The organism is Streptomyces sp. So13.3, assembly GCF_005860785.2.
Lineage (GTDB): Bacteria > Actinomycetota > Actinomycetes > Streptomycetales > Streptomycetaceae > Actinacidiphila > Actinacidiphila fildesensis.
The window spans coordinates 3,214,667-3,231,981 of sequence record NZ_CP048835.1 but is presented as its reverse complement, the minus strand read 5'-3'; the positions used below and the strand labels follow the sequence as shown (position 1 = coordinate 3,231,981).

Below are 17,315 nucleotides of genomic sequence, written 5' to 3'. Positions count from 1 at the left end.
ATGCCCTCATCACACGTGGCTGATGCACCAGGTGCACGGTGCGATTCAGCCTTTCGGCACTCAGTGCCCGAACGCGGCCCGGATGCTCTCCTCGATGCCCGGGAACGCGAAGGAGAAGCCCGAGTCGAGCAGCCGCCGCGGCACCACCCGCTGGCTCATCAGGACGTCCTGGGAGAACTCGCCGAGCGCGATGCGCAGGGCGAACGCGGGGACGGTGGCGAGGGTGGGCCGGTGCATGACGCGGCCCATCGCGGCGGTCACCTCGCGGTTGGTGAGGGGTTCAGGCGCCGTCAGGTTCACCGGTCCCGAGAGGCTCGCGGTGTCGATGATGTGGCGGAACGCGGCGATCTCGTCGTGCAGGGAGATGAAGCTCCAGTACTGGCGCCCGTCGCCGAGCCGGCCGCCGAGACCGGCGTTGAAGAGCGGGAACAGCCGTCCCCAGGCGCCGCCCCGGCGGGACACGACGAGGCCGGTGCGGGCGAAGACGGTCCGGATGCCGGCCGCGGCCGCGGGTTCCGCGGCGGCCTCCCAGTCCTGGACGACGCCGGCGAGGAAGCCCGCGCCGGCCGGGCCGTCCTCGTCCGTGCGGCGGTCGCCGGTGTCGCCGTAGTAGCCGAGCGCGGTGCCGCAGACGAAGACCTTGGGCGGGGTGTCGAGGGACGCGACGGCCCGGGCGATGGCGGTGGTGCCGAGGACCCGGCTGTCGTGGATCTCCTTCTTGTACGCGGCGGTCCAGCGGTGGTCGCCGACGCCCGCGCCGGCGAGGTGGACGACCGCGTCGCAGCCCGTCAGCCCCTTGGTGTCCACGGACTGGCGGGCGGGGTCCCAGCGGACCTCGTCGGGGCCGGCGGGTTCGCGCCGGACCAGGCGGACGACCACGTGCCCGTCGGTGCCGAGGGAGCGGACGAGGGCGGAACCGATCAGGCCTGACGCGCCGGTGACTGCGATACGCATGGGGCCATTCTGCCCCGCGACGGGACCCGGCGGGGCGCTCTGGGGGCCGGGAGCCGCACGTGGCAGAGTTGCCGGCATGTCAGATGTGATGGTCCGTTCGGCGACCTACGCCGACGAGGCCGACCTCGTCGGGATCGATGTCCGCACCTGGTCCTCGCTGCACGCGGTGCAGCCGCCTCCCGACCCCGGCAAGCCGTTCTACGACGAGCGCCATACGCCGGAGGAGATCCTCGTCGCGCAGGTCGACGGGCGGGTGGCCGGTTATGTGCGGATCGTGCCGCCCACCCCGCTGCCGTGCAACGCGCACGTCCGCCAGATACAGGGGCTCGCGGTGGACACCTGGGCCCGCGGCCGGGGCATCGCCCGCAGGCTGATGGCCGCGGCGCTGCACGAGGCGGGCCGGCAGGGCGCGACCCGGATGACCCTGCGGGTGCTGGGCCACAACGCTCCGGCGCGGCGGCTCTACGAGTCGATGGGGTTCGCGGTCGAGGGCGTCCTGCCGGGCGAGTTCCTGCTGGAAGGCGCGTACGTGGACGACGTGCTGATGGGCCGGCCGCTGGACTTCGCCGCTGCGTAGGCGGGCCGGTCGGCCGGCCGGCTCAGGCGGTCCGGTCAGCGGCTCCTCCGGCCGGGCGGTCCGGTCAGCCGGGCGGTCCGGTCAGCCGAAGCGGGCCCACAACTTGGGGAACCGGTCCGCCATGAGGTCCGTGTCGTCCATGTCCAGCTGCTCGCCCTCCGGGTCACCGGGCGGCGGCAGCTCCAGGTCGGGCAGCCGCACCCCGGTCAGCTGCTCGTACGCCTCGTCCGCCGCGTAACCCAGCTCCTCGGCGTCGCCGTCGACCTCCGGGTCGAACTCCGCGACGAGGAAGGCCAGGTCGTCGGGGCTGTGCAGGGCACCCTCGAAGACGTGCCGGCCCTGTCCGATCAGCCAGCAGCGGAAGAAGTCGAACGCCTCGTCGTCGGCGCCGCCCAGCATGATGTCGGCGGCGCCCCACACGTCCCAGCGGAAGGCCCGCGCGAAGCGCGTCTCGAAGTGCCGCGCGAAGTCCGTGACCGAGTCCGGATCGAGCAGCGCGAGCCGCTCGATCAGCAGATCGGCCTGTTCCTCCGGATCACCGTCCGCGGCCGCGCGCGTACTGTCGATGATCTCCCAGAACTCCGTCTCGTCCATCACGCGTCCAGCTTCCCGGTTGCCGGGGCCGGACGCACGCGGAGTGCCCCGTATGCGCCCGTGTCGTTACGCACGTTTGGGCTCAATGGCCGGATGACGTCGCAGGGCGCTCCCCGGCGGTCGTGGGACGGATCGGAGGAAATCATTCCGCCAGGCGCAGCTGGTACTCCACCGTCTGCCGGACGGGCACGAAGCCGAGCCCCGTGTTGATCGCCACCATGTGCCGGTTGTCGTCGGCGTTGTCGGTCTCGATCTCCGTCACTCCGGGCAGCTCGGACGTGATCCGCTGGATCATCGACGCCTTCATCCAGCGCCCGAGCCCGTGCCCGCGATGGCCGGGGACGACGGCCGTGTCGTACTGCAGCGCGCGGCCGGAGCCGTCGGCCGGTACGACCAGCTCGGTGTACCCGGCCACCGAGCCGTCCGCCTCACTGATCGCGGCCACGGTGATCAGCTGCTCGCCGCGCTTGGCGAAGATCTCGGAGGCGGATCGGACCCGCTCGGCGTTCCACGGCACATGGCCGGGGGGGATCCCGCCGGCCGGCCCGGCGCCCACGCCCATGGCCCGCTTGGCGAGCGCGAAGCCGTCGATCAGAGCTTCCGGGGCGACGCCCTCCCAGGTCTCCAGCCGGTAGCCGTGGTGCTGCTCGCCGGCGAACGCGCCGATCGCGGCGGTGTCCATGCTGTCGAACCGCAGCCGCCGCCAGGTGAGCTTCAGCGCCGGGGTGAACGCGCGGGTGGCCAGGAACCGGTCGCCGGGGGTCCCGACCGTGGTTCTGGTGACGAGGCTGCGCCGCCCGTTGTCGCGGGCCGCGCCCACGGCGGTGTCCAGCAGCAGGGAACCGGCGCCGAGCCGCCGGTGGGCGGGGTGCGAGTACAGCTCCAGCGCCGCGAGATGGGAGCGCCCCGGCTCGTCGAACAGCCGCAGTGCGGCGGTTCCCACCGGCGCCCCCGCGGTGTTCCGCGCCAGCCACAGCAGCTTGCGGCTGTGGGCGCTCGGCGTCGTGAGCTGAGCGGACACATCGTCCGACGAGGGGACCGGATCACCGGGCAGGTCATGGCCGAGGGCGGCGGTGAGCACCTGGTGCCAGTCGCGGAGCTGCGCGCCGGTGGGGTCGGTCAGCAGATCTATGTGAAGCGGCAAGATGCCTCCGGAGGAAACCTGGCACAGGGTGCCGGGTATGGCTGCGACGGTCATGCAGTACGTACCACTACAGGAGGTGCGGCGTGGCCGACAAGGCGAATGACGAGCCCGAGGGCAAGGTGGTCCGCTCTGCCGGACCGTCCTCACCGCCGGAACGCCGACGCCCCCGGCCCGGCGTACCGGGTCGGGGGCGTCGCACTGCGATCACCTCGCCGCGTCAGGGACGCGGCATGAGTGTCAGAGACCGATCTCGGTCTCGAACTCGGCGGCTTCCAGGATCTCCTTGACGGCCGTCAGGTAACGGGCCGCATCGGCACCGTCCACCAGGCGGTGGTCGTAGGAGAGCGCCAGGTACGTCATGTCGCGGACGCCGATGACGGTGCCCTCGGCGGTCTCGATGACCACCGGACGCTTGACGGTCGCGCCGATGCCCAGGATGGCGGCCTGGTTCGGGGGCACGATCACCGTGTCGAACAGCGCACCGCGCGAGCCGGTGTTGCTGATCGTGAAGGTGGCGCCGGACAGCTCGTCCGGGCTGATCTTGCTCGCCCGGACCTTGCCGGCCAGCTCCGCGGTCCGCTTGGAGATACCCGCGATGTTGAGGTCGCCCGCACCCTTGATGACCGGAGTCATCAGACCCTTCTCGGAGTCCACCGCGATACCGATGTTCTCGGAGTCGAAGTAGGTGATGGTGCCCTCGTCGTCGTTGATCCGGGCGTTGACGACCGGGTGGGCCTTCAGCGCCTGGGCCGCGGCCTTGACGAAGAACGGCATCGGCGAGAGCTTGACGCCCTCGCGCTGCGCGAACGCGTCCTTGGCCTTGTTGCGCATCTGCATGATCTTGGTGATGTCCACCTCGACCACGCTGGTGAGCTGCGCCTGGCTGTGCAGCGCCTTCATCATGTTGTCGCCGATGACCTTGCGCATGCGGGTCATCTTGACCGTCTGGCCGCGCAGCGGGGACGCCACGAGGGCGGCCTTCGGAGCGGGCGCGGACGCGGCCGGGGCCGCGGTGGCCGCGGCCTTGGCGGCCTCGGCGGCGGCGAGGACGTCCTGCTTGCGGATACGGCCACCGACGCCGGTGCCCTTGACCGAGGACAGGTTCACGCCGTTCTCGGAGGCGAGCTTACGGACCAGGGGGGTCACGTAGGCGCCGTCGTCACCCGAGGTGGCCGGTGCCGGAGCCGGGGCGGCGGGCGCGACCGGAGCCGGTGCCGGGGTGGCGGCCGGAGCCGGAGCCGCGGCGGCCGGGGCAGCCGCCGGAGCGGCACCCGCGGCGCCGATGACGGCGAGCTTGGCGCCGACCTCGGCGGTCTCGTCCTCGTTGATGAGGATCTCCAGGAGGACACCACCGGTCGGGGCCGGGATCTCGGTGTCGACCTTGTCGGTGGAGACCTCGAGCAGCGGCTCGTCGGCCTCGACGGTCTCGCCGACCGACTTGAGCCAACGGGTGACGGTGCCCTCGGTGACCGACTCGCCCAGTGCGGGCAGCAGGACCGGGGTGCCCTCGGCGGAGCCCGAGGGAGGCGGCCGGGGCCGGGGCCGCGGGGGCCTCGGCGGCCGGAGCCCGGCGCGGCGGGGCCTCGGCCTGGACGGGAGCCGGGGCCGGAGCCTCGGCAGCGGCCGGGGCGGCGGCGGGCGCGCCCGAGCCGTCGTCGATGATGGCCAGCTCGGCGCCGACCTCGACGGTCTCGTCCTCGGCCACCTTGATGGAGGCCAGAATGCCGGAAGCGGGCGACGGGATCTCGGTGTCGACCTTGTCGGTCGACACCTCGAGCAGCGGCTCGTCTGCCTCGACGCGTTCACCCTCGGCCTTGAGCCAACGGGTGACGGTGCCCTCGGTCACGCTCTCGCCGAGCGCCGGAAGGGTTACGGAAACCGCCATGGTTGCGGTTGCTCCTAACGATCTGTGCGGATGGGGTGCGTGGTGAGGGGCTTAGTCGTGCGAGTGCAGCGGCTTGCCCGCGAGGGCCAGGTGGGCCTCGCCGAGCGCCTCGCTCTGGGTCGGGTGCGCGTGGATGAGCTGGGCGACCTCGGCCGGCAGCGCTTCCCAGTTGTAGATCAGCTGGGCTTCGCCGACCTGCTCGCCCATACGGTCACCGACCATGTGGACGCCGACGACGGCACCATCCCTGACCTGGACGAGCTTGATCTCGCCCGCGGTCTTGAGGATCTTGCTCTTGCCGTTGCCCGCGAGGTTGTACTTCAGGGTGACGACCTTGTCGGCGCCGTACAGCTCCTTGGCCTTCGCCTCGGTGATACCGACGGAGGCGACCTCCGGGTGGCAGTACGTGACGCGCGGAACGCCGTCGTAGTCGATCGGCACGGCCTTGAGACCGGCCAGCCGCTCAGCTACCAGGATGCCCTCGGCGAAGCCGACGTGCGCGAGCTGGAGGGTCGGGACGAGGTCGCCGACGGCCGAGATGGTCGGCACGTTGGTCTGCATGTACTCGTCGACGAGGACATAGCCGCGGTCGAGTGCGACACCGGCCTCCTCGTAGCCCAGGCCCTGCGAGACCGGGCCGCGGCCGACGGCGACGAGCAGCAGCTCGGCCTCGAACTCCTTGCCGTCGGCGAGGGTCACCTTCACACCGTCGGCCGTGTACTCGGCCTTCTGGAAGAAGGTGCCGAGGTTGAACTTGATGCCGCGCTTGCGGAAGGCGCGCTCCAGGATCTTGGAGCTGTTCTCGTCCTCCAGCGGGGCCAGGTGCGGCAGGCCCTCGATGATCGTGATGTCCGCGCCGAAGGACTTCCACGCGGAGGCGAACTCGACGCCGATGACGCCGCCGCCCAGCACGATCGCGGACTTCGGGACGCGGTCCAGGACCAGCGCGTGGTCCGAGGAGATGATGCGGTCGCCGTCGATGGTCAGACCCGGCAGCGACTTCGGCACGGAGCCGGTCGCCAGCAGGAGGTGGCGGCCGGTGTAGCGCTCGCCGTTCACATCGACGGTGGTGGGGGAGGACACCCGGCCCTCACCCGTGACGTAAGTGATCTTGCGGCTGGCGACCAGCCCCTGCAGACCCTTGTACAGGCCCGCGATCACGTCGTCCTTGTACTTGTGGACACCCGCCATGTCGATGCCATCGAAGGTGGTCTTGACACCGAACTGCTCGCTCTCACGAGCCTGGTCGGCGATCTCGCCCGCGTGCAGCAGAGCCTTTGTGGGGATGCAGCCGTTGTGCAGACACGTGCCACCGAGCTTGTTCTTCTCGATCAGGGCGACGTCCAGGCCCAGCTGCGCCGCGCGCAGCGCCGCGGCGTAACCGCCACTGCCGCCGCCGAGGATCACTAGGTCGAAAACGGTGCTGGCGTCGTTCGCCACGTCACGTCCTCCATGCATGGGTACGCCGGAGCCGGTCTGTGGTGACCGGGCGGCGGCTGTTATTCGGCCGCTATGTCTGAAAACTGTGAAAACTGGGCCCTGTCGTGCCGACCAACATCTTCGCACTTGTTCGCGGCGGACGGGCCACCGGGCCGGGGTCTGAGACGGACTTAAGCCTCATCCCGGGAGGCTACTGGCCCGTAAGGGGCACTCCGGGCGCTGGAATCTCGCTCAGGGCGAACACCCGCCCGGTCGCGCGTACGGCCCCGGGCGTGCTAGCCCGGGGCCGTACCTTCGTACAAACGAGCACTGAATTCCGGCTGAAACGCGCGGTCGGAAGCGCGTCCGTCCGGGGTTTGCCGGGGGTCTAGAGGACGTCGCCCGCGGCGGCCTTCTCGACCAGCCGGACCAGGGTGCGGACCGCCGTGCCGGCGCCGCCCTTCGGGGTGTAGCCGAACGGCGCGCCCTCGTTGAACGCCGGGCCCGCGATGTCCAGGTGCGCCCAGGTGATGCCCTCGCCCACGAACTCCTGCAGGAACAGACCGGCCACCAGGCCGCCGCCCGCCCGCTCGCCCATGTTCGCGATGTCCGCGACCGGGGAGTCCATCGCCTTGAGCAGCTCCGGCGGCATCGGCATCGGCCACGCCTGCTCGCCCGACTCCGTCGCCGTCTCGTGCAGCACGGTACGGAAGCCGTCGTCGTTCGACATGATCGCGAACGTACGAGTACCGAGCGCCAGCACCATCGCGCCGGTCAGCGTCGCCACGTCCACGATCGCGTCCGGGTTGTCCTCGGAGGCGCGCGCCAGCGCGTCCGCCAGGACCAGCCGGCCCTCGGCGTCGGTGTTGAGCACCTCGACGGTCTTGCCCGAGTACATCTTCAGCACGTCGCCGGGACGCGTCGCGTTGCCGCCCGGCATGTTCTCCGCGAGCGCCAGCCAGCCGGTCACGTTGACCTGCAGGCCCAGCTTGGACGCGGCCACGACGGTCGCGAACACGGCGGCCGCGCCGCTCATGTCGCACTTCATCGTCTCGTTGTGGCCCGGGGGCTTGAGGGAGATGCCGCCCGAGTCGTACGTGATGCCCTTGCCGACCAGCGCGACGGTCTTCTTCGCCTTCGGGTGGGTGTACGCCACCTTCACCAGCCGCGGCGGGGTCGCCGAGCCCTGGCCGACGCCCATGATGCCGCCGAAGCCGCCCTTGAGCAGCGCCTTCTCGTCGAGCACCTCGACCTTGAGGCCGTGCTCCTTGCCCGCGGCCTGGACCGCCGACGCGAACGCCTTCGGGTTCAGGTCGTTCGGCGGCATGTTGATCAGGTCACGCGCCCGGTTGACCTCCTCGGCCACCGCGGTCGCCCGCTCGGCCGCGGCCTTGTGCGCCTTGTCGCGCGGCTTGGCACCCACCAGGGCGATCTCGCCCAGCGGACCCTTGCCGCCGGCGCTGTCCACCCGGTACGCCGTGTACGCGTAAGCGCCCAGCAGTGCGCCCGTCGCCACCGCCTCCACGCCCGCCGCGTCCGTCGCCGGCAGCGCGAACGCCGCCTTCTTCGTCCCGCTCAGCGCACGCGCCGCGGCACCGGCCGCCCGGCGCAGCGCCTCGGCGTCGTAGCCGGCACCGTCGGCGGGCGTCTCACCCAGACCCACAGCGAGCACCACCGCCGACTTCACGCCGGACGGAGCCGGCAGCTTCGTCACCTCGCCCTCGCCGCCCGAGGCGCCGAGGAGTTCCAGCGTCGCGGCGAGCTTGCCGTCGAACGCCGCGTCCACGGCCTCCGCACCGGCGGCGACCTCGGGGCCCTTGGCGCCCTTGGTCACTCCGATGACGACGGCATCCGCGCGCAACGCTGCGCCGGAGGAAGTGCTGAGTGTCAGTGCAGTCACGGTGAGGGTGGTCCTGTTCCGTCGAATGTTGTCGGCCGAGGGGTGGGCCGGCCGCGCCCCTCGCATCGTATTCCGCCACGCCCGCGGGGCGGCACGCCAGGGCTGCGCGGCCTGTGCCGCGGTCGAGCCTACGCCTGACGCGGCGCGTCGAGGGCCCCTGCCTTCACGGCGTCGAGGAACGCCCTGAGCCGGGCGGGGGTGGTCGTCACGATCGCCCCGGGCTCGGTGCTTTCGCGTATGGATACGCGGGGGCCGGTGACGGCCAGCTGTATGCAGTTGCTGCTCTCGGCGCAGTGCGAAGACTTCTGCCAGTCCGACGTGGACAAGGGTCCTGCCTTTCAGAGGCTCTGGGCGATCTCACGGATGAAGTCCCGGGACTCGCCGGGCTTGAGAGCCACCCGGTCCAGCCGGTCCAGAATGTCGCGGTACTTGGCCAGCTGAGCCTCGGCGTCCAGGAGCGCCGGGCCGTGTGACTGGTCGAGCAGGACGGTGTCCAGTTGCGGGACGGCGCCGGACGCGTAGGCGATCGTCTGACCGGAGCCGGGGAAGCCTCCGGCCGCGAAGGGGATCGCCGTGACCGTGACGCCGTCACGCTCGCTCATGTCCAGGATGTGCTGCAACTGCTCGCGGGAGGCCGCCCGGCCGCCGAACTGCATCCGCAGGGCGGCCTCATGGATGACCGCGGTGTAGCGGAGCGGGGCGTCCCGGTAGAGGACGGCCTGCCGCTTGATCCGGTGTGAGAGCCGGTGCTCGATCTCCGGCGGCGGCAGGGTGGGCACCGCCTCGCGGAAGACGGCCCGCGCGTGGTCGACGGTCTGCAGCAGGCCGGGCAGGCTCACGGTCTGCGCGGTGCGCAATTCGACCGCGTAGTGCTCCAGTTCGGCGATGTCGAGCATGCCGGGCGGCAGAACGCCCCGGTACTCCTCCCACCACTGGCGCTTGCGTTCGCCGGTCATCCCGGTCAGGGCCTCGATCAGCCCGTCGTCCGAGCAGTCGTAGTTGCAGGCGAGCGTCCTGACGCGGTCCGCGCTGAGCCCGACCCGACCGGTCTCGATGTTGCTGATCCGCGCCTGGTCCCCGCCCAGCAGGGCTCCGGCCTCGCGAGCGGACATCCCCGCCTTCTCCCGAAGCTTGCGCATCTCGGCACCCAGGCGCTGCTGACGCGCAGTTGGCGTTGTCCTCGGCGGCATTGGCCCCTCTTTCCGATCGCGGCCAAGTCTGCCGTTCCGAGTCCCAAGGGTCCATTGGACGACAGATCTACCGTGTTCGGTAGAAAGTATCTAACTCAACGCTCTACTGTGTGACGCACGCCACTCGACCTGCCCGGAGGGCAACATGTACGCAGTGCAGCCGTCGTGCCCCGATCCCACCTCCAGTGATGGCTGGGAGTACTACCTCCAACTGCCGCACGACCCACGCGCACCCGGGATCGCCCGGACGACCGTCCGGGCGATCCTCGTGGCACACGGCTTACGTGAACTCGTCGATACGGCTGCGCTGTTGACCTCGGAGCTGGCGACCAACGCGTACCGCTACGCGCAGGGCCCCGCTTCGCTGCGGCTCAACTGGGAGCCGCGTCGGCTGCGGGTGACGGTCCGGGACAACAACCCGGAGCTGCCGGCGGCGCTCGCGCCGGATCCGGACGCGGACGGCGGGCGCGGGCTCTTCCTGCTGGACCTGTTCTCGGACCGGTGCGGCGGATACGCGCTGGGGGAGGAGCCGTTCGGGCTGTGCGGCAAGCTGATGTGGTTCGAGCTGGCGGCACGGTGACCGCCGCAACGACGTACGCGGCGGTCTAACGGTTCCAGGGTGTCCGGAAGGGGACGCATGTCCTGTTCGCCCTCGTCCGGGGGGACTTCGGCTGGTGGGATCGGGGGGTCCCAGCAGGTAGCCGAAGGGAATCGCAGATGTCTTCGCTCAAGCGCCGGATCGCCGCAGGAATCGGAAGTACCGCCATCGTCGTGGCGGGTGTCGTCACCCTCGCCCCAGCCGCGAGCGCGGCGCCCAGCGCGCCCGCGGCGTGCAGTACGAGCAACGCGGTGACCAAGAAGACCGCGCACAACGGCAGCATGTACATCGAGCTGCGCTACAGCACGTCCAGCCGGTGCGCGTGGGGACGGATCAGCAGTTCCAACGTGGGCAACAAGGTGTGGGTCGACCGGTCGAGCAACGGTGGGTCCACGTGGACCGGGCCGATGGGGATGACCACGCAGCAGTCGGGCAGCGACACCCACACGCCGGCCTTCGATGACGCGGGTTACGTCATGCGGGCGTGCGGGTTCAACGGCACCACCGTGTGTACCGGCTGGTACTAGAGGGCCCAGTGGGCCTAGACGGCCCGCCGGTCGTAGGCCGGCAGCCAGCCGAGGCGGGCCGCGGCCAGTGCCAGGGTGAACCTGTTGCTGGCTCCGGCCCGTTCGGCGAGGGAGCCGACGTGGCGGCGGACGGATCGTTCGCTGACGCCCAGCCGGCGGGCGATCGCGCTGTCCTTGGTGCCGTCCGCGAGGAGCAGCAGGATGTGGCGCTGCACGAGCGTCGGGGGCAGGACGGGTGGGTCGCAGCGGGAGACGGCGGGCGGTGACGGTGCGGCGGCCAGGGCGGTGAAGGTCTGGATGCGTTCCAGCAGGGCGTTCTGCTCGGCGAGCAACCGGTTCTGGTCCGCGAGCAGTTCCTGGTAGCGCCGTAGTGCCGCCGGGGCGGACGGGGCCGTTCTGGTGTCGTACACCTCGGCAGGCTCGCAGAGCGGCGGTCGCGCCGTATTGAAGAAATTCGCACCCGCACCCGGCACCCGCACCCGCACCCGCACCCGGCACGGTTCGGCGCAGGCCGGCGTCAGGTCAGGATGATGCTGGTGACCTGGCCGTCCACCCGGTCCACCGTGGGCGGGCCCGCGAAGTCCAGGCCGCGGGCGTGCCGGAACTGGCGGGGGGTGCGGCCGATCATCGCCTTGAACTCGCGGTTCAGGTGCGCCTGGTCGCTGAATCCGCACTCGGCGGCGATGCCCGCCACCGGCAGGTCCGCCGCCATCAGCCGCAGCACCTTGCGCAGCCGCATGACGCGCGCCGCGCCCTTCGGCGTCAGCCCGATCTCGGCGCGGAAGCGGTTCTCCAACTGCCGCCAGCCCCACCCGGTGGCGGCGACGAGCTCGCCGATGGGCAGGGCGCCGGAGGTCCTGGCGAGTTCCCGCCAGGCGTACCGGACGCGGTCCGAGACGGGGAGCGCGTCCTCGGACCAGTGCAGGAACACGGTGTCCAGCAGGTCGAAGCGCTGGGCCCAGCCAGCGGCGCAGGCGAGGGCGTCGGCGAGATCGCGGCAGCGGGGGCCGAGCAGGTCGATGGGGTCGGTGATGGTGTCGGCGAGTTCGTGCATCGGGATCCCGAACAGCGAATACGCCTTCCATGGCGAGAGGATGACCTCCAGGCCGTACAGCCGCCCGCTGTGCCGCCCGAGGCCGGCGCTGGTGCGCAGCCCGACCAGCATCGAGCGGTGGGCGTTGCCGGGGGCCGACGGCGTCAGGGCCTCCGTCACCCGCACTTCGTGGTCGAAGGAGAACAACAGCGTCACCGCGCCGTCCGGGACCTCCAGCCGCTGCCGCGGCAGGTCCAGGTTCAGCCGGTACCCCCGGTACCGCTGCACCCCCGGCCGCAGCCGGGCATGCGGCAGCGCCGTCGCCACCTCCCAACGGCCCTCAGGACACGCCAGTTGCTGCATCGTCCGTTCCCCCCATGACCCCGGAACCGCTCAGCCCTTGTCATCCTGCGGTGCGGGGAAAGGGTTCGGAGCACCCTTTCCGGTCAGATGTGGCCTGCCAGGTCGCGCTGAGGATCCGTCGGCACCGGGCGGACCGTGCCGAGTGCCTCTGCCGGGCCCGCGATACCGCCACCCGGTCAGGCCTCCAGGGTCCAGGCGGGCGAGTCCCGCGGCGGGGCCTGGCGGATCCGCCATTGGGACCGGTCGGCGTCGGGCTCCCAGTAGGGCACGTCACCTTCGTAGTAGAGGCCGTAGGCCCAGTGCTCGGGCTCCTCGTGGGCCAGTAGGTCGGGCCATTCGTTGAACACCTGGTTGCCCCACGCCCGGTTGATACGCGCCACCGCCTCGGCCCGGGAGATCCCGAAGAGGGTCACCAGTTCTTCGGCGACTTCGCCCAGATATTCCTGCATCTCCGGAACTGCGGGCATCGTGAACTCGGACACGAGTCGATCTCCTAACGGACCAAGGATCGGGTGAACAGATCAGCTGCCTTAGAGGAGAAGATCGCTATCTGGTGTCCCTTGAAGACGCCGTCCGCGCCGCCGCGGAAAGCCCTGAGGTTCAACAGCATGGGGCCCTCCACCATCTCGAAGCTGTGCATTGCGCCGCCATTGCGGTGATGCCTGATGAAGCTGGCCAGGTCGTCGCTGGGACCATGGAAGATCTTACTCGTGAGGTTGTCCAGCTCGCTCTTCGGAACGCGGAAGTGCAGTACCTCCGCTGTGCCGCCCGCCCGGTCGGCGAGTCTTGTGGCCCACTGTCGGGCCTGGTTGGCGTCATTGGTGACGTAGAAGCCGCCGCGTCCGAAGTCCATGGCCCGAGTACTGAAGGTGGGATCGATCCCGTTCTTGAGGATTCCGTCCAGGCCGGCTCCCGTTGTGCCGTGGTAGAGATCCACCAGACACTTGGCCTTGAGACCCAGCGGATCGGACCAATTGAGAGGGTTGGAGACATAGCCGTGGTGATCGGGAGCGGCAGTGAGGCCGAGCGGGTCCGGGCTGAGGTATCGGGCGGTCCCGGGTTCGTAATAGCGTTGATAGTTGTAGTGCAAGCCGGTCTCGGCGTCGTAGTACTGCCCGGGAAAGCGCAGAGGGCAGTCCACATTCGCCGGTGACGTGACGCCGAGCGGTGATCCCCACAGTGTCGACCGATTCTTCCAGACGATCACACCGTATACGTCGACCATTTCGGTTGGCGTACCGACCAGATCGGTGACTATGGCGTAGAAGCGCTCGTCGATGTCGTCCTGAGGGGCATCGCGCAATGCGGCGCGAACCGTCTGTGCGACGGGTATGTCGCCGTGTTCCCAATCCCAGGTTGTCGTGGCATCCGCGGTTGTCTGCTCGGCGAGGCGCGTGCCGTCCCAGACGAATTCCGTTGTTTCCAGGGCGGTAGTTCCGTCGTCGGCAAGGCGTGACTTGGAGATTCGGCGGCCGAGCGGGTCGTACTCGTAGTGCCAGGCGATGCCGTCCGGGGTGGTGACGTCCGTGAGCCGGTCTTCGGCGTTCCACACGTATTGATATACACGACTGCCACCCGAGAGTAGCTTTTGCGTACGCCTGACCACCCGGCCCTGATCGTCGTATGTGTAGTTGACGTGCCCCGCCCGCTGGATGAGCGTTCCGTTGTAGGACCGGTCGCCCGATTCCGGGCTGGTGTGCTCACCGGCCGGCAGTGTCGCGGCGGCGAGATTACCGGCGGTGTCATAGACGTATGCCTCGGTCCAGTCGGCACCGTTGACGGCAGTGACGCGGCTCGCGGAATCCAGCTCGAAGTGGTGGAAGCCCCCCGAGGCGTCATCGACGGCTGTGAGGCTTCCGTCCGCGGCGTGAGTGAAGGTCCGCCGTTGCGCCATCGGGGACTTCGGGCCGCGGGTTGACAGTGTCTGTGCTGTCGAACGGTTGTTGTCGTCCCACTGCCAGCTGAGTGCCACGCCCCCTAGGTCGCGCTCGACCTCCCGGCCCGCTTCGTCGTACGCGAAGCGCACGGTGTGGCTGCCCGACCGCAGGGACATCGGCCTGCCGGTGGTGCCGAATTCCCAGACGCTCAGGACCCCGCTCGGCGTGGTGCGCCGAGTACGGCGGCCTATTGCGTCGTAACGCGAGGAAACAGTACGACCGTTGACGCTTTCGGCCAGAATGCGGCCGAGAGGGTCCAGCTCCCGGGAGAGGTCGGCAACGGGGCTGACGGCACATTTCAGGCGTCCGAGTGCGTCGTGAACGAAGTCGGTGACCACACCACTGGAATCCTGCCGGGTGACATTGCCCAGGACATCCCGCTCGAATCGGATGCTTTGCCGCTCTCCGTTGATGCGTTCCGTCAATTGACCGGCTGCGTCGTAGCGATAACTGAGCTTCCGGCCATTGAAGTCGGTCTCCCCAACGAGGCGGCCCGAGGGATCGTAGTCGTAGCTCCAGACTCGGCCCTGCGCGTTGGTTACCGCCACCACTCGTAGTTCGGTGTCGTAGGTGAACTCGTAACGAGAGCCGTCCGGTTCCGTACGAACGGCGCAGAGGTCGAAATGAGTGTTCTCGTATCGTGTTGCACGGCCGCTGCCGGAGCGGTGCGCGACGGGGTTTCCCTCGACGTCGTACGACCATTGCTCAACGGACCCGTCCGGAGCCATGCGCCAAGCGATCTGCCCTTCGCCCGTCCAGCCGACACTCGTGGACGCCCCGGACGCGTCAGCGGCCTCCACCATGCGTCCGAATGCATCCCGCGTGATCCGGATCGTGGTGCCACCTACGTCGGTGATCGCCGCCGGAAGACCGGCGGAGTCATTGACCACGACCTGTTGCACTGTGCCGAACGCGTCGGTGACGCTGGTCAGACCGCCGCGCTCGTCGTAGGTGAAGTTCGTCGTGGCGCCGAGCGCGTCGGTCGCGGACGTACGGTTCCCAGCGGCGTCGTAGGAGTAGCGGGCGCGCGTTCCGTCGGGTTGGGTGATCCTCACGGGCAGGTTGAGGTCGTTGTACTCGATCGTCGCGGAGCTGCCGTCAGGGCGGGTCGCCATGGTCAGGTTGCCGGCACCGTCGTACGCGCAGCTCGTCGTGCGGCCGAGGGGGTCGGTCCTGGTGAGCAGGCGGTCGTACCGATCCCAGCTCAGCAGGGTGACCTGCCCCAGCGGATCGGTCTCGCGGATGAGTTGGTACTGATCATTGAAGTGGAACGTGGTGGCGTGACCGAGAGAATTTGTGGCGACGGTGGTGCGGGCGTCGGGATCGTATGAGTAGCGGTAGTTCAGAATCCCTTCCGAGCCTGTCGTACCCACACAGCGTCCTGCTTCGTCGTACTCGTAGCCGTACGAGGTCCCTGTCCGGTCCTCCCAGCCCGTGATACGGCCACGTTTGTCGTAGCTGAAGGCGAGCGGCAGGCCGGAGGAGTCAAAGATTTGGGTGAGGTTGCCGTCGCCGTCATATCCGTATCCCATCAACAGCGGCCGTTCCGGATCGCTGAGGAGGCGCAGAGCGGTGACTCGGCCGCCCCCTGTCTCGATTCCGACGTGGTATCCCCCCGTATGGCGCAGATCGACGGGGGCCGCGTCCGCGGAGTAGGTGATGGTGACGCGGTTGTTGTACCGATCGCTGATGGAAGTGAGCAGGAGTTCGGCTGTGCCCGGGTGCGGAGTGAAACCGAGAGTCCGGCCGGACTCGGGTATGCGGACCGACATGTCACTGGTAGGTCCGCCGTCCCATGTCAAGGGCCAGCGTGGACCCTCGAGAGGCATGAGGGAAAGGCCTGCGCTGGGGACGGGATAGTGCAGCAGCATCCCGTCGCCAGTGGTGAAGCGCACACCCTGATCGTCGAGATGAAGCCTTTGGTCCAGCGTTGAGGCCCAGGATTTACCGAACCAGCGGCCCGCCCGGTACGAGGAGCGGAAGTGGCGATCCAGGGTCAGCGGCAGGACACCGGGAAGTTGGAGATCGGTGGCTGACATGACCATTTCGCCGCTTGCCACGTCGATGGGGTCGCCACAGGTGAAGAGCTTCTTCATCTCGCGTCCCATTTGACGCAGCCCGCCTGCCCCCTTGCGGACGCTGTTGGCGATGTTCTCCAGGGCCTTGCCGCTCTTCAGCAGTGCCGGGAGTTCCTTGGCCATTTTGAGCAGGCCGCCAGCGGTGGTCAGGCCCTTGAACATGGGGATGCAGTCGAGGGCGGCGAAGAAGACGTCCCAGAGGCTGGCTTTTCCTTGCGCGTATTTGATGAGGGTGTCGGCGAGGACGACCAATGCGGCGGCCAGCACGATCCAGGCGAGCGGTCCGCCGATGATGAGGACGACGATGCCGAGCACGGCGACGATGACCTTGCAGACCGCGACGATGTCGTCCCAGTGGTCGGCGACCCAGTCGACCGCCTTCTCCCACCAGTGCTTGTTCTTGATCCCAGCGTCGGACGCCTCGTGCAGGGCGTGCTCCGCGGTCGACGCGGCGGTGTCCCGCAGGTGGGCGGCCTGAGCTGCCAGTTCCTTCGCCGCGTCCAGGCGTTGCTGCGCGTCGTGGACGGCGGTGTTCGCGGACTTCTGCGCGTTCGAAGCGTCCAGCGCATTACGGGTGGCGGTACGGACCTCGTCCGCCGACGGCGGTTCCACGCCCGGCTTCGGATCGGCCTGGTACTCCTTGGACTTGTCGCCCGCCCGCTTCACCCAGTCGTCGGCGTTGCCCTGCGTGGTCTTGGCCGCGTCCAGATCCTGCCGGGCGGTACGCCCCTGCGCCAAAGCGCGGTCCGCGTCCGCCTGCGCGGTCTCCAGCTTCGGCCAGTACGTCTCCAACGCCCCGGAAGCCAGCCGGTAGGACTTCTCCAACTTGCCCAGCTCGCCCGGCAGATCCCCGAACTGCTCGCGGTACGCGTCCCCCGCCAGACCCGCCCAGTCCTGCACCGCGTTGTTGCCGCTCAGCCCGCGCACCGACCGCAACGCCGACGACACATCGTCCGCGAAGTCGCCCAGTTTCCGGGCGAGTTCCTTCACCTCGTACGGATCACCCGGCACCGGATCCCGGTCCAGGTCCAGCACATGCCAATCCGTCGGACGATTCGCCACTGTCTAACCCCCGTGATTCGCCTCTGTCCGAGCGATCCTTTCACTTCCGCCACA

14 protein-coding genes and 1 pseudogene are annotated in these 17,315 nt (G+C 69.5%); 3 read left to right on the top strand and 12 right to left on the bottom strand.

Translation table 11 applies throughout. The annotated features are described in order from the left end of the window. Positions 1-60: 60 nt before the first annotated feature. Positions 61-954 (bottom strand): TIGR01777 family oxidoreductase, encoded by an 894-nt coding sequence (locus tag C8250_RS14675; RefSeq protein ID WP_138353723.1) that lies wholly within the window; start codon positions 952-954, stop codon positions 61-63. 76 nt (positions 955-1,030) lie between these two features. Here C8250_RS14675 and C8250_RS14670 point away from each other — a divergent pair, with 76 nt between their 5' ends. Continuing rightward, positions 1,031-1,531 carry a GNAT family N-acetyltransferase gene (locus C8250_RS14670; protein WP_138353722.1) on the top strand — a complete coding sequence of 167 codons (501 nt, stop codon included), beginning with the start codon at positions 1,031-1,033 and terminating at the stop codon, positions 1,529-1,531. An 81-nt stretch (positions 1,532-1,612) separates the two neighbouring features. Here C8250_RS14670 and C8250_RS14665 read toward each other — a convergent pair whose 3' ends face one another. The 7 genes and pseudogenes from C8250_RS14665 to C8250_RS14635 form a co-directional block, all read right to left on the bottom strand. Continuing rightward, positions 1,613-2,125, bottom strand: coding sequence for a DUF4240 domain-containing protein (locus C8250_RS14665; protein ID WP_138353809.1), 513 nt, complete (start codon positions 2,123-2,125; stop codon positions 1,613-1,615). A gap of 142 nt (positions 2,126-2,267) precedes the next feature. Beyond that, on the bottom strand, positions 2,268-3,269 hold the full coding sequence (locus C8250_RS14660; protein WP_203218433.1) for a GNAT family N-acetyltransferase: 1,002 nt from the start codon (positions 3,267-3,269) through the stop codon (positions 2,268-2,270). Positions 3,270-3,506: 237 nt separating this feature from the next. Then, positions 3,507-5,154: pseudogene (gene sucB / locus C8250_RS14655) on the bottom strand (2-oxoglutarate dehydrogenase, E2 component, dihydrolipoamide succinyltransferase). A gap of 51 nt (positions 5,155-5,205) precedes the next feature. Further along, positions 5,206-6,594, bottom strand: coding sequence for a dihydrolipoyl dehydrogenase (gene lpdA, locus C8250_RS14650; RefSeq protein WP_164296201.1), 1,389 nt, complete (start codon positions 6,592-6,594; stop codon positions 5,206-5,208). A 367-nt stretch (positions 6,595-6,961) separates the two neighbouring features. Further along, positions 6,962-8,473, bottom strand: a complete 1,512-nt coding sequence (locus C8250_RS14645) for a leucyl aminopeptidase (RefSeq protein WP_138353719.1) — start codon at positions 8,471-8,473, stop codon at positions 6,962-6,964. Positions 8,474-8,601: 128 nt separating this feature from the next. Next, entirely contained in the window at positions 8,602-8,799 is a 198-nt protein-coding gene (locus C8250_RS14640) for a DUF397 domain-containing protein (protein ID WP_138353718.1), read from the bottom strand. Between the two features lie 12 nt (positions 8,800-8,811). Then, on the bottom strand, positions 8,812-9,663 hold the full coding sequence (locus tag C8250_RS14635; protein WP_138353717.1) for a helix-turn-helix transcriptional regulator: 852 nt from the start codon (positions 9,661-9,663) through the stop codon (positions 8,812-8,814). A 145-nt stretch (positions 9,664-9,808) separates the two neighbouring features. Between C8250_RS14635 and C8250_RS14630 the strand changes: the two genes are divergently transcribed. Next, the gene (locus tag C8250_RS14630; protein WP_138353716.1) at positions 9,809-10,243 is read left to right on the top strand and encodes an ATP-binding protein; all 435 of its coding nucleotides are present in this window, start codon (positions 9,809-9,811) and stop codon (positions 10,241-10,243) included. Positions 10,244-10,380: 137 nt separating this feature from the next. Next, a complete protein-coding gene (locus C8250_RS14625; protein ID WP_138353715.1) occupies positions 10,381-10,788 on the top strand; it encodes a DUF2690 domain-containing protein in 408 nt (135 codons plus the stop codon). Positions 10,789-10,802: 14 nt separating this feature from the next. Here C8250_RS14625 and C8250_RS14620 read toward each other — a convergent pair whose 3' ends face one another. From C8250_RS14620 to C8250_RS14605, 4 genes are all read right to left on the bottom strand, one after another. Then, positions 10,803-11,198 (bottom strand): LuxR family transcriptional regulator, encoded by a 396-nt coding sequence (locus C8250_RS14620; RefSeq protein WP_164296207.1) that lies wholly within the window; start codon positions 11,196-11,198, stop codon positions 10,803-10,805. Positions 11,199-11,305: 107 nt separating this feature from the next. Continuing rightward, positions 11,306-12,184, bottom strand: coding sequence for a helix-turn-helix domain-containing protein (locus C8250_RS14615; protein ID WP_138353713.1), 879 nt, complete (start codon positions 12,182-12,184; stop codon positions 11,306-11,308). 176 nt (positions 12,185-12,360) lie between these two features. Beyond that, a complete protein-coding gene (locus C8250_RS14610; RefSeq protein ID WP_244809140.1) occupies positions 12,361-12,666 on the bottom strand; it encodes a hypothetical protein in 306 nt (101 codons plus the stop codon). Positions 12,667-12,677: 11 nt separating this feature from the next. Continuing rightward, positions 12,678-17,210 carry a DUF6531 domain-containing protein gene (locus C8250_RS14605; RefSeq protein ID WP_346268801.1) on the bottom strand — a complete coding sequence of 1,511 codons (4,533 nt, stop codon included), beginning with the start codon at positions 17,208-17,210 and terminating at the stop codon, positions 12,678-12,680. Between the last annotated feature and the right edge of the window lie 105 nt (positions 17,211-17,315).